Source organism: Frankia sp. AgB1.9, from assembly GCF_016786355.1.
Taxonomy (GTDB): Bacteria; Actinomycetota; Actinomycetes; order Frankiales; family Frankiaceae; genus Pseudofrankia.
In genome coordinates this window covers 39,476-51,774 of the sequence record NZ_JADWYX010000063.1, presented here as the reverse complement: position 1 = coordinate 51,774, position 12,299 = coordinate 39,476, and the positions used below count along the sequence as shown (strand labels likewise).

The 12,299-nt window shown below is 72.6% G+C and carries 10 protein-coding genes; 6 read left to right on the top strand and 4 right to left on the bottom strand.

The window, feature by feature from the left end; genetic code table 11:
• Positions 1-63 precede the first annotated feature (63 nt).
• Positions 64-270 (bottom strand): cold-shock protein, encoded by a 207-nt coding sequence (locus tag I6A60_RS23980; protein ID WP_203015909.1) that lies wholly within the window; start codon positions 268-270, stop codon positions 64-66.
• A 409-nt stretch (positions 271-679) separates the two neighbouring features.
• On the opposite strand from I6A60_RS23980, the gene I6A60_RS23975 reads away from it, so the two are divergent.
• From I6A60_RS23975 to I6A60_RS23960, 4 genes are all read left to right on the top strand, one after another.
• The gene (locus tag I6A60_RS23975; protein WP_238436093.1) at positions 680-2,170 is read left to right on the top strand and encodes a cystathionine beta-synthase; all 1,491 of its coding nucleotides are present in this window, start codon (positions 680-682) and stop codon (positions 2,168-2,170) included.
• Positions 2,167-3,357: a cystathionine gamma-synthase gene (locus tag I6A60_RS23970; protein ID WP_203015907.1), complete on the top strand. Its 1,191-nt coding sequence runs from the start codon at positions 2,167-2,169 to the stop codon at positions 3,355-3,357. The genes I6A60_RS23975 and I6A60_RS23970 overlap by 4 nt, the downstream gene beginning before the upstream one ends.
• Positions 3,358-4,214: 857 nt before the next feature.
• Positions 4,215-5,213: a hypothetical protein gene (locus tag I6A60_RS23965; protein ID WP_238436092.1), complete on the top strand. Its 999-nt coding sequence runs from the start codon at positions 4,215-4,217 to the stop codon at positions 5,211-5,213.
• Between the two features lie 196 nt (positions 5,214-5,409).
• Positions 5,410-5,985, top strand: a complete 576-nt coding sequence (locus I6A60_RS23960) for an NADPH-dependent FMN reductase (protein ID WP_203015906.1) — start codon at positions 5,410-5,412, stop codon at positions 5,983-5,985.
• A gap of 13 nt (positions 5,986-5,998) precedes the next feature.
• Here the strand turns inward: I6A60_RS23960 and I6A60_RS23955 are convergent, their stop codons facing one another.
• The 3 genes from I6A60_RS23955 to I6A60_RS23945 all read right to left on the bottom strand — a co-directional run bounded on the left by I6A60_RS23955 (position 5,999) and on the right by I6A60_RS23945 (position 10,490).
• Entirely contained in the window at positions 5,999-7,768 is a 1,770-nt protein-coding gene (locus tag I6A60_RS23955) for an acyl-CoA dehydrogenase family protein (protein ID WP_374113394.1), read from the bottom strand.
• A 186-nt stretch (positions 7,769-7,954) separates the two neighbouring features.
• Positions 7,955-8,713 (bottom strand): histidine phosphatase family protein, encoded by a 759-nt coding sequence (locus I6A60_RS23950; protein WP_203015903.1) that lies wholly within the window; start codon positions 8,711-8,713, stop codon positions 7,955-7,957.
• 76 nt (positions 8,714-8,789) lie between these two features.
• Positions 8,790-10,490 carry a long-chain fatty acid--CoA ligase gene (locus I6A60_RS23945; RefSeq protein ID WP_203015901.1) on the bottom strand — a complete coding sequence of 567 codons (1,701 nt, stop codon included), beginning with the start codon at positions 10,488-10,490 and terminating at the stop codon, positions 8,790-8,792.
• 583 nt (positions 10,491-11,073) lie between these two features.
• Between I6A60_RS23945 and I6A60_RS23940 the strand changes: the two genes are divergently transcribed.
• Together I6A60_RS23940 and I6A60_RS23935 are read left to right on the top strand one after the other, a co-directional pair.
• Positions 11,074-11,472: a response regulator gene (locus tag I6A60_RS23940; RefSeq protein WP_203021510.1), complete on the top strand. Its 399-nt coding sequence runs from the start codon at positions 11,074-11,076 to the stop codon at positions 11,470-11,472.
• Entirely contained in the window at positions 11,469-12,266 is a 798-nt protein-coding gene (locus I6A60_RS23935; protein WP_203021509.1) for a histidine kinase, read from the top strand. The genes I6A60_RS23940 and I6A60_RS23935 overlap by 4 nt, the downstream gene beginning before the upstream one ends.
• Positions 12,267-12,299: the final 33 nt, after the last annotated feature.

Sequence of the window (12,299 nt, the reverse complement as noted above, 5' to 3'; positions counted from 1 at the left end):
CCCGCCCGGCGGGCGGGGCCCGCCGGGGGGGGGGCGCGCGGGGGGCCCCGGCAGCCGTCGTCGTCAGCTGGTAGGACGGACCTTGCCGGCCTGCGGCCCCTTCTGTCCCTGCTCGACGTCGAACTCGACGCGCTGTCCCTCGTCGAGGGATCTGAAGCCGTCGGTCTCGATCGACGAGTAGTGGACGAAGACGTCCGGGCCACCACCGTCCACCGCGATGAACCCGAAGCCCTTTTCGGAGTTGAACCACTTCACGGTGCCCGAAGCCATGTCGACCTCCATGCCGATATTCGTGGGTGGGCTGCGCACCACCCCGCTCGACGACGCCGGCGTAGCCCGCCACGGGCAGCCGGCGACGGTTCCCCCAGCCTGTCGCGCTGTCCCCGTCCACACCCGGCGGCGCGACAACGGCCAGTTCGGGGGGGCGGTGACGTCGTCACTCTATCCGCACCGACCGACAACTGGATCATTGACCGCGCTCCGGCGGCGGAGAGCCCGCGCCAGCTCCGAGTGGGCACCGTCGTCACTAATGGCGGTACCTTCACTACCAACGGTTATCGCGTGGACGGCGATCAGCAACTCGCCACCCCGGCCGAGGCCACCGGCGGTGTGGCCCGGTCGCGACGGGGGAGGACGTCGGCCACACGACCACGCACGATCAGGCAGGCGGGTGGCGGCGATGCGGATCCAGGACGACTCCGGCGGCGTCGGCGTCCCCGGTGACGGCCGCGTGCCCGGTGACGACCGCCGCGGCAGGGTCGTCGACCGGGTGACCGACCTGATCGGGAACACCCCGCTCGTCCGGCTCACCGAGGCCGTCACGGCCGCCGCGCGCCTCTGGCCCGCCGACGGCGCACCGGGAGCGGGCCCCCGCGGCGAGGCCCCGCTGCTCGGCAAGCTGGAGTACGTCAACCCGGGCGGCTCGGTGAAGGACCGGATCGCGGTGGCGATGGTGGACGCGGCCGAGCGGGACGGCCGGCTGCGCCCCGGCGGGACGATCGTGGAGCCGACGAGCGGCAACACCGGCGTGGGTCTCGCCATGGTCGCGGCACTGCGCGGCTACCACTGCGTGTTCACCATGCCCGACAAGATCAGCGAAGAGAAGCGCGCGGTGCTGCGTGCCTACGGCGCCGAGGTTCTCGTGTGCCCCACAGCGGTCGACCCGGACGACCCGCGCTCCTATTACTCTGTCGCCCGCGACGTCACGCGCCGGACCCCCGGAGCCTGGAGCCCCGACCAGTACTCCAACCCGGACAACCCGGCCGCGCACCGGGCCAGCACCGGGCCGGAGATCTGGCGGGACACCGACGGGCGGGTGACGCATTTCGTCGCCGGCATCGGCACCGGCGGGACGATCAGCGGGGCCGGGCAGTACCTCAAGGAGGTCAGCGGCGGCCGGGTGCAGGTGATCGGCGCCGACCCGGAGGGCTCGGTCTACTCCGGTGGCAGCGGCCGGCCTTACCTGGTCGAGGGTGTCGGCGAGGACATCTGGCCGACCACGTTCGACAAGACGGTCGTCGACCGCGTCGAGGCGGTCAGCGACCGGGACTCGTTCCTGATGACGCGGCTGCTGGCCCGGGAGGCCGGGCTGCTGGTCGGCGGCTCGTGCGGCCTCGCCGTGGTCGCCGCGACCAGGGTCGCCCGCGCGCTCGGGCCGGAGGACCTGGTCGTCGTGCTGCTGCCCGACTCCGGGCGCGGCTACCTTTCGAAGATCTTCAACGACGAGTGGATGTACGACTACGGCTTCCTGGACCCACCGTCCGACGAACCGGTCGTCGGGGCGGTCCTGGCCAGCAAGCACGCGGCGCAGGAGCTGGTGCACGTTCATCCCGACGAGACCGTCGGCGCGGCCATCTCCTACCTGCGTGAGTACAACGTCTCCCAGATGCCGGTGGTCCGGCACGAGCCACCGCTGCGGGCCGCCGAGGTAGCCGGCGCGGTGCTCGAACGCGAGCTGCTCGCGGCCGTCTTCGCCGATCGGGCCGTGATCGACGCGCCGGTCGCCGCGCACATGTCGGCGCCACTGCCGACGATCGGCGCGGGCGAGCCGCTCTCGACCCTCGTCGAGGCGCTCGGCGGCGACGATCCGGCCGTTCTCGTGCTCGACAGCGGCAACCCGGTCGGCATCCTCACCCGCGCCGATCTCCTCAGCTTCCTGGCCGCCCGGTGACCACCGACCACGACTACACCGACCACGAGCACACCGGGCGGGGCTTCGAGACGGTCGCGGTGCACGCCGGCCAGGAGCCGGACCCGGCGACCGGTGCCGTCGTCGTGCCGATCCATCTGGCCTCGACCTTCGCGCAGGACGGGATCGGCGGCCTGCGAGCCGGCTTCGAGTACGCCCGCTCCGGCAATCCGACGCGTGCCGCGCTCGAGACGTCGCTCGCCGCGCTCGAAGGCGGCCGGGTCGGGCTCGCGTTCTCGTCCGGCCTGGCCGCGGAGGACGCGGTGCTGCGCGCGGTCTGCCGCCCGGGCGACCACGCGCTCATCCCGGCCGACGCGTACGGCGGCACCTACCGGCTGTTCCACCGCGTCTACGCCGACTGGGGCCTGGAGTACACGCCCGTCGACCTGGCCGACCCGGCCGCCGTGCGCGCGGCGCTGCGCACCGGGCGGACGCGGCTGATCTGGTGCGAGACCCCGACGAACCCGCTGCTGTCGATCGCGGACATCGCGGTGCTCGCCGAGCTGGCGCACGAGGCCGGTGCGCTGCTCGTCGTCGACAACACGTTCGCCTCGCCCTACCTGCAGCGCCCGCTCGCGCTCGGCGCGGACGCCGTCGTGCACTCGACCACCAAGTACCTCGGTGGGCACAGCGATGTCGTCGGCGGGGCCGTCGTCGTCGCGGACCCCGAGCTGGGCGGGCGGATCGCGTTCATCCAGAACGCCGCCGGCGCGGTGCCCGGACCGTTCGACGCCTGGCTGGTGCTCCGGGGGATCAAGACGCTGCCCGTCCGGATGGACCGGCACTGCGCGAACGCCACCCGCGTCGCCGCGCTGCTGGACGGCCATCCCGGCGTCGCGGAGGTCCGCTACCCGGGCCTGCCGACGCACCCGGGGCACGCGGTCGCGGCGCGGCAGATGTCCGGGTTCGGCGGCATGGTGTCGTTCCGGGTCCGGGCCGGGGCCGACGCGGCGGCCGAGGTCTGCCGCCAGGCCAGGCTGTTCACGCTCGCCGAGTCGCTGGGCGGGGTGGAGTCGCTGATCGAGCATCCGGGCCGGATGACGCACGCCTCCGCGGCCGGCTCGCCGCTGGCGGTGCCCGACGACCTGGTTCGACTCTCGGTCGGGATCGAGTCAGCCGACGACCTTCTCGCCGATCTGCGCCAGGCCCTGGACGCGGCCTGCGCCTGACAGAACAGACAGGGATCGTCAAAACGCAAACCGTCGGCCGACGGTGCGGGGCGGGCCGGCCTGCAACCTGCACGGGCACCACCGAGCGACGGTGTTCGAAAATCGGTGACTCTCTGCTACGAATACGCGAAATGTTGTGCGGCGTTGCGATGCCGGAGTCGCAATTTACAGTAACCATCCATCGGTGCCGAGACTCAAATCGCTAACCGAAGGTAAGCGGAGAGGCCGTTCCGATCCAGCCCGCGGCCCGCGGCCCGACCGAAGAAACACTTGACCGACTGCGAGCAAAGGCGATAGGCCCGCCCGCCAGCAAAGATTGGCCTCCGCAGCGCCTCCGACCCGCTGTGGCACGTAGACGGCTCAAGTATGTCTCGGATACGACGTTCCGTCGCCGACTGGGCCCAATTCCGTCCACGATGGCCATGCCGACGAAGCCGCAGATCGCGGGGGCATTACTGTCCTCTGAGGTTGTCTTAGCGGCGGTGCCCGCCACGGCCCGTAAGGATGGCTCGTTACGCAGAGCCACCAACGCCGGGCCGCGTCGGTTCGCCTCACCGGTGGACGACCGGACCATGACCACGCAGCGCTATCGGGAGGGGTGGGGCGTGGCAAGAGGAAACCCGACGTTGGCGGGCGGCGCGGCCTGGCCGGCGGCGCCGCCGGAACAGCACAGCGATGACATCCCGGGCCTGTATCTGGCCTCGGACAACACCGGCCCGCACGTGGCCTCAAACGACACAGGCCCGCACGTGGCCTCAAACGACACAGGCCCGCACCAGGCCTCACATGACGCAGGCCCGCACCAGGCCTCAAACGACACAGGCCTGTATGTGGCCTCAGACAGCACAGGCACAGATATGAACATCGACGGCCCGGCTGGTCGGTCCGACCAGTCCCTGACCGGTCCTGCCGGCACCGGGGAAAGCCCGCCCACTGGCGACGACGCGCTCTCCACCGGGGAACGCGCCGGACGGCTACTTCGTGAGCTGCTCACGGGGACGCCGGAGTATCGCCGGATGTGGGAGTCGCGGGTCCGCCGGGCGAGCGCCCAGGAACCGAGCTTCGCGGCGGTGGCTCGCGTCATTGCCGAATACCTCTGGAACGCCGGCATCGTCGCCGAGGAGGACCAGGAGCTCGACCGAGCCCTCAAGGACCGGGTCAGCCGGGCGCTCGGCGGCGGGCGAATCTCGGCCCAGACGATGGAATGGTTCATCGAGGCGTTCGGGATGCGCGAACACGAGGCCGGGCTGTGGGCGGCGTTCGCCGGCCTCACCGACCCCGGCGTCGAGGCGAGCCCTGGAACCAGGCGTGGCGCGCCGGCGCTGATCCTGCCGCAACGCCACCGCACTCTCGCGTTGTTCGAGCGGTACCGGTTCGACCACACCGGGTCGCTCGTCGAGCAGCACACCCATCAGGTGATCTCCGCTCAGGAGGACGGGGTCGCCGTGTACCCGTGGGTGCTGCGCTCGGACGCGACCGAGAGCACGGTGCTGGTCGGTGGGCAGCCGGGCTCCCAGCACGCCTACAGCTCCCGGCTGACGCTCACCGAGGTCGGGCTCGACCGAACCCTCGGCCGGGGCGCCCGGCACGCGCTGGAGCTGCGGGCCCGGTTCCCGTCGGGCCAGCCGGTCCAGGAGATCCGGCGGGCGGTGCGGGCCAAGACGGAAAGCGTCGACCTCGCGATCGCCTTCGACCCGGACCACCTGCCGCGCGACCCGCGGTGGACGGTGTGGAGCACCCACGAGGGCGGCCTGATCGTCGACGACGAGCCGGTGGACCTGTCGGAGAACAACACCCTGCACCGGTTCCTGCCAGCGATCCATCACGCCGTCGTCGGCTTCCGCTGGTCCTGGTAACCGCCTCCCGGGAGAGGCCGCCGGCCGAGGCTGGCGCCTTCGACCCGCGGTCTCTCCCGGCCGAGAACGGTCAGTGTTACCGCAACATGACAGCCTCGACTCAACCGCCCCTGGGACGCTTGGTGCCGCGGCAGGCCGGCGCATAGCGTGCAACCGTCCGAGATCGCGGCCTCAGGTGCCGCCCAGGAGGTTGGCGATGGCTGGTTGGCGTGTGCTGAGCGTCGTGGGCAACCCGAAGCCTCAGTCGAGGACCCGGCAGGTGGCCGAGGCGGTCGCCGAGCGGGTCGTCCGCGGGCTGACGGCTGGTGGCGAGCCGGGAGACGGCTCGGCCGGGAACGGCGCGGCCGCCACGGCCGAGGTGATCGAGGTGTCCGAGCTGGGCGCCGGGCTGCTCGGCTGGGGTGATCCGGCCGTCAAGGCCGCGACCACGGCGATGGCCGCGGCCGACGTCCTCATCGTCGCGACGCCGACCTACAAGGCCACCTACACGGGCCTGCTCAAACTGCTGCTCGACCAGATCGGCGCCGGCGAGCTCGGCGGCGTGCCGACGATCCCGGTCCAGGTCGCCGCGGCGCCGCAGCACGCGCTCGCCGTCGAGGTCCATCTGCGTCCGGTGCTGGTCGAGATCGGCGCTTCGCTGCCGACGACGGGGCTGTTCGTCCTCGACAGCACCCTCGACACCCTGGATCAGACGCTCGACCAGTGGTCGACGCCCAACCTCGATGCGGTGATCGCGCTCGCCACGGCACGCGCGGCGCGCGTCCGGGCCTGAACCGGCGGGCGCGTCAGCCGCGGGTCACCGGAGGGACGCGGGCGAGGATGGCGGCGACGTCGGTGCCACGCGGCAGCGTGCCGTAGGCCCGGCCGCCGCCGCCGGCCAGCCGGGTGGCGCAGAAGGCGTCGGCGACAGCGGGCGGCGCGTGCCGGACCAGCAGCGCGCCCTGCAACACCAGCGCCATCCGTTCCACCAGGGCCCGGGCGCCGAACTCCAGCTCGCCCGGGTCCGCCGTCGGCAGCCCGGCGAGATCCGCGCGCAGCGCGGCGACGGCCGCGTCGAGCCGCTCGTCACCGCCGGCGGACCGAGCGACCTCCGCGTCGAACGCCGCGACGGCGGCCGGCTCCCGGCCGAGCGCGCGCAGCACATCCAGGGCGTTCACGTTGCCCGCGCCCTCCCAGATGCTGTTCAGCGGCGCCTCGCGGTAGAGCCGCGGCATCCCAGACTCCTCGGCGTAGCCGTTGCCGCCCAGGCACTCCAGCGCCTCGGCGACGAACCCGGGCTGCCGCTTGCAGATCCAGAACTTCGCCAGCGCGGTCGCCAGCCGCAGGAAGGCGCGCTCACCCGCGTCGCCACGCACGCCCCGGTCGATCGCGCCGGCCAGCCGGAGCACGAGCGTCGTCGCCGCCTCCGACTCGACAGCGAGATCCGCCAGGACGTTGCGCATCAGCGGCTTGTCGACGAGCAGGGCGCCGAACGCCGACCGGTGCCGCGTGTGGTGCAGCGCCTGGACGAGCGCGGCCCTAGTTCCGGCCGCCGAGCCGAGCGCCGAGTCGAACCGCGTCATCGCGACCATCTCGATGATGGTCCGGACGCCGCGCCCCTCCGGGCCGACCAGCCAGCCGACGGTGTCGTCGAACTCCGGCTCGGCCGAGGCGTTGGAGCGGTTACCGAGCTTGTCCTTCAGCCGCTGGATGCGGAACGTGTTGCGTGACCCGTCCGGGAGGATTCGCGGCACCAGGAAGCAGGACAGCCCGCTCGGCGCCTGCGCGAGCACGAGGAAGAGGTCGCTCATCGGTGCCGAGGTGAACCATTTGTGCCCATGAAGCCGGTAGCCACCGTCTGGGTGGGCGACCGCGACCGTGGTGTTGGCGCGGACGTCCGAGCCGCCCTGCTTCTCGGTCATCCCCATGCCGGCGATCAGGCCGAGCTTGCCGGTCGGTGGGCACATCGCGCGGTCATAGACCCGGCTGGTCAGCAGCTTCTCGTAGACGGCGGCGAGCTCTGGTTCGGCGCGTAGCGCCGGGATGACGGCGTAGGTCATCGAGACCGGGCAGGTATGGCCCTGTTCGACCGTGCTCCAGACGTGCAGTCCGGCGGCCCTGGCGACGTGCGCACCCGGGCGGCGGCTGCCCCACGCGGCGCCGGCCAGGCCCTCCCGCACGGCGACGTCCATCAGCGCGTGCCAGGACGGGTGGAAGTCGACCTCGTCGATCCGGTTGCCGTAGCGGTCGTGGGTGCGTAACTCGGGGACGTGCCGGTTCGCCAGGTCCCCCCAGCGGGCGGCCTGTTCGCTGCCGGCCAGCCAGCCCAGGCGGTGCAGGTCGTCGACGTAGAAGGCTGCGCCCTCGCGCCGCAGACCCTCTTCCAGCACCGGGTCGTCTGCCACGTCGTAGTCGACCAGCGGCGGCGGCTGGTTCGTCACCACGTGTGTCACGGTCGGCCGCGACCGCACAGGCTCGCTGCCGACACGCTTCGGCCCCCTGGACGATCGTTGCGTCGACCCAGCTGTCGTCGACCCAGCTGTCGTCAATCCAGCTGTCGTCGAACCGGCTGTCATCGAGCCAGGTGCCACCGTCATGGCGCCGCACCTCCTCAGCCGGACGTCACCGGCCGTCGCGGTCATCCTGCTCCCGTATCCGCTTCGCATCCAGTACCCAGCCGCAATCCGGCCCGCACCCGCGCACGGGTCTGGCCCGCGCGGGCGGATCGGTGCGCGGGTGCGGCGGGCGGGGAACGCGGGCCGTCAGCGGTAGCTGAGCAGCTCGCGGCCCGCGGCGTCGATGTGGCTGTGCTCGTTGACCGAGATGAGGCTGGTGCCGGAGCGGCCGGACACGATCTTGGTGATGCCGCCATTGATCATGGTCCGGTTCAGCGAGACGAGACCCTCGACGCCGACGCCGAGCAGCCGGCCGCACAGCGCGGCGATCGGGCCGGCCGACGAGAAGACCACCGCGGTGCCACCGGAGCCGAGCCGGCCGGACAGCTCGTCGAGCGCGCCGGCGACGCCGTCGCTGAACGCTCGGAAGCTGCCCGGCCCGGTGTCACCACGGCCCATCCAGTCGGCCAGCGCGTTGTCCAGCAGGCCCTGGAACGACCGCGACGAGATGCCGCTGGAGGTCGAGACCCGCTGCGCGGGCGGGCGGCCGTCGCTGACCATCGTGTCCTGGTCGTACTCGTTCCACCGGGCGTCGGCCTCGGTCTCGCCGGCCCAGCCGCCGTGGCCGAAGGCGACCGTCAGGCCAGCGTCGCCGAGGGCGACCGCGGAGCCCGCGCCGGTGACGGGCTGGCTCGCCGGGGCGCCGGCGTAGACGGCGAGCGCGGCGGCGGCGGTCTCGCGCTGGCGGCGCAGGGTGCCGCTGGCCGCGAGATCGATCCGCACGCCCCGGGCCCGCAGCTCGGCCCCGGCCAGCGCCGCCTGCCGGTGGCCGAGCTCGGACAGGACGTCGTAGTCGGCGGCGCCGAACGACGCCTGGCCATGCCGCACCAGGTAGATGACGCTCACGCCGGCCTCCGATCTGCCCGCCCGCTGTCCGGGCACCGAGTTCGAAGCTATCCAGAACCGGCGCGCGAGGCGGGGGTCAGGGCGCGGGAACCAGCTCGGCCACCAGCTCGCCGACGGCGTACTGCTGGCGCAGCCGCCGCTTGTCGAACTTGCCGACGGAGGTCTTGGGCACCTCCGCGATCACCTGCCAGCGCTCCGGCACCTGCCAGCGCGCGACCTTGCCGGAGAGGAACTCCCGCAGCTCGGGGAACGTCGCCTCGACGCCCGGCCGCAGCACGACCAGCGCGAACGGCCGCTCGCCCCACCGGTCGTCCGGCACGCCGATGACGCTGGCCTCGGCGACCGCCGGGTGCGCCATCAGCAGGTTCTCCAGCTCGACGGACGAGATCCACTCGCCGCCGGACTTGATCACGTCCTTGGCCCGGTCGGTCAGCGTCAGGTAGCCGTTCGGGCTGATGTGCCCGACGTCTCCGGTCCGCAACCAGCCGTCGTGGAACTTCTCCGGGTCGCCGCCCCCGGCCCCGTCGCCGGTCAGCACGCCGCCGGAGTAGTAGGAGCCGGCGATCCAGGGGCCGCGCAGCTCCAGCTCGCCGGCACTCGCGTCGTCCCACGGCAGGATCTCGCCGCCGGCACCGACCAGCCGGGCCGCGACGTTGGCGACGAAACGCCCCTGGGTAAGCCGGTACGGCCAGGCCTCCTCGGGGGTCAGACCGGCCGGCGCACGGGCGACGGTGACCAGCGGAGAGGTCTCCGTCATGCCGTACGCGTGGATCAGGGTGATCCCGAGCCGGTCGTAGGCCTCCATCAGCGACGGCGGGCAGGCCGAACCGCCGACGACGGCCTCCTTCAGCGACGAGACGTCGGCTGCGCCCGGGTTCGCCTCCAGATAGGCGAGCAGGCCCTGCCAGATCGTCGGCACACCGGCGGCCTTGTTCACCCGGGTCTTCTCGATCATCTTCGCCAGCGGCTGGGCCTGCAGGAACGGCCCGGGCAGCACCAGCTCGGTACCGCCGAGGAACGCGATGTACGGCAGCCCCCAGGACAGCACGTGGAACTGCGGCACGATCGCGAGCACCCGGTCGGCCGAAGAGATGCCCATCATCGACGGCAGGGCGGAGCCCATCGCGTTGAGGAAGATCGACCGGTGGCTGTAGACGACGCCCTTGGGGTCGCCGGTCGTGCCGGACGTGTAGCACATCGCGGCCGCCGTCGTCTCCGGCACCTCCGGCCAGTCGAACGTGTCCGGGCGCCCGGCGATCAGGCCGGCGTAGTCGTGCACCTCGACCGGGCGGCCCGCGGCGGTCGCGATCGCGGCCAGGTCCGTGCCGACCGCGGCGGCGTCGAGGGCGCCGTGATTGACGACGACGTGCTCGACCGTCTTCATCGCCGGCAGCAGCGCGACCAGGGCCGGGACCAGCGTGTGGTCGACGAGGAGCACCCGGTCCTCGGCGTGGTTGGCGATGAAGGCGATCTGCTCGCCGGGCAGCCGCAGGTTCAGCGGGTGCAGGACCGCGCCCATCGCGGGGACGGCGAAGTACGCCTCGATGTGCTCCTCGTTGTTCCACATCAGGGTGGCCACCCGGTCGCCGGCCGTGACGCCCAGCTCGGTGAGCCCGTGCGCGAGCCGGGCCGCGTTGGCGCCGGCCTCGGCGAACGTGGCGACCGTCAGGCTGCCGTCCCCCTGCGCGGTGAACAGCTTCTGGTCGGGATACACCGTGACGGCATGCTCCAGCAGCCGCCTGATGCCCAGCGGCACGTCCTGCATCGTGCTGATCATGATTGCTGCCACCGTGTCCTCTCGGCGCCGAGAGCCAGGACCGCGCGCGGCCGGGCCGGTCAGTGCGCGAAACCGTAAGGCCCGGCCATCGGGCGCGCAACCCACCAGATCTCCGCGTGGCTCGCGACCGGCACCGTCGATCCGGCCCGTTCGAGCCAGCATGGATGTGATACAGGTCACCGACAGTTTGCCGCATCCGGGACACCGCGGCCAGATTCACGGGCACAGATGGACCGAATGTCTCTATTGACGTGACCCCCAAATGTCCCCTCCGGGGGATGTCCGCGACGGGGCGCCTGCCGTATGGTGTAGCCGGCTCGTTACCCCCGTCGACCGAGGTCCTGGTCAGACGGGTGACGGGTCACCGGCCGTCAGCTACTCGGGCCGACCGGTCGCTCGGACCGGGCGGCCGGACGCGACCGGGCTTGGCGGAGTGCTCCTGGCTGGGTGGCGCTGGCGCCGGGCGGACGACGTCCGCGCGGAACGAGTGGTCCGGGCCCGGAACGCGGCGCGAAGATGACGGAGATGCGTTCGAGCGGAACCCCCCACGCTCGAGCGAGGCCACGGCGAGCGAGGTGTTCCTGTGCGAGCCATCGGGACGCGGCCCTACAGCCCAGGGCGCGCGCTGATCGTCGACGACAACGACATGATCCGGACGCTGGTCAGCCGGCTGCTTAGCCACGATGGGCACGAGGTCGACGCGGCGGCGTCGGTCGAGGACGCGCTCGCCTTCCCCGTGGCCGACTACCACACGCTGATCATCGACGTGCGCCTCGGCGCCGAACGCGGGACCGACCTGATCGAGCGGCTGCGCTCCCAGGACCCGTCGATGCCGGCCCGCTGCCTGCTGCTGACCGGCGGCATCGACGACGACCTGCCGCCGGACGTCGCCGTGCTGTACAAGCCGTTCACCGCCGACGACCTGTCGGCCGCCGTACGTGCGTTGGGTGACATTCAGCCCAGCGGTGCGTCACCGAGGTGACCCTTCACACCGCCACCGGCACCGGTCGGGCCACCGCCGTGGGCCCAGTGGGCCGCCCGGCGGTCGCCGTCGCCCCGGTCCAGGCACAGGCACAGGCCCACGATCCGGTCAGCGACACCACCCGGCTGCTGCTGCGGCTGATCGCCGCCGGTCAGGAGCGCGAGCGCCAGCACCTGTGCGACGCCTTCCACGACGGCCCGATCCAGGACCTCACCGCCGTCCTGCTGACCTGCGCCGCGGTGCGCCGGACGCTTGACGGGGCCGCGGCTGAGAAGCTCGCCGCCGTCGAGACCCAGCTGCGCGACGCGATCACCACCCTGCAGCTGCCGGCGCCGGCGTTCCGCGCCGGCAGTGACGCATCCAAGATCCTCACGACGGCCCTCACGAACCGGGTGCGCGGGACGCTCGCCCGCGAGCTGGAGACCGTCCTCGACGTCGACGACGCGCCGCCGAGCCGGGCCGAGGTCGCCGAGGTCCTGTCCGCGGTGCAGTTGCTGCTGCTGGAGAGCGACCCGTGGCGGCCGGCCCGGCGCGCCAGCGTGACCGTCCGGTCCGGCCCTGACGGCGTCACCCTGACGCTCTGGGCCGCCCCGGATCCGTGCTCGGCGACCAGCCTCGACGCGGCTCACGACGCCGTCGCCCGCACCGGCCGGCTGCGCCGGGTCGCGGCGATCGTCGGCGCCCGGATCACCGAGGAGCAGCCCGGCGGCCCCTGGCGGGCGTCGCTCAGCTGGCCACGGCGGACCCCGTCGCCGGTTGCCCAGGGCCGCCTGGACGCCCCGCGCCGGATTTAGGGCGTCCGTTCTCGAGCGGCCCGGCCACCGCCG

Excerpts from the sequence above, each read along its gene's own strand:
- I6A60_RS23965 (WP_238436092.1), top strand. The coding sequence starts at position 4,215 with ATGAACATCGACGGCCCGGCTGGTCGGTCCGACCAGTCCCTGACCGGT.
- I6A60_RS23945 (WP_203015901.1), bottom strand. The coding sequence starts at position 10,490 with ATGATCAGCACGATGCAGGACGTGCCGCTGGGCATCAGGCGGCTGCTG.
- I6A60_RS23980 (WP_203015909.1), bottom strand. The coding sequence starts at position 270 with ATGGCTTCGGGCACCGTGAAGTGGTTCAACTCCGAAAAGGGCTTCGGG.
- I6A60_RS23975 (WP_238436093.1), top strand. The coding sequence starts at position 680 with ATGCGGATCCAGGACGACTCCGGCGGCGTCGGCGTCCCCGGTGACGGC.
- I6A60_RS23955 (WP_374113394.1), bottom strand. The coding sequence starts at position 7,768 with ATGACAGCCGGTTCGACGACAGCTGGATTGACGACAGCTGGGTCGACG.
- I6A60_RS23960 (WP_203015906.1), top strand. The coding sequence starts at position 5,410 with ATGGCTGGTTGGCGTGTGCTGAGCGTCGTGGGCAACCCGAAGCCTCAG.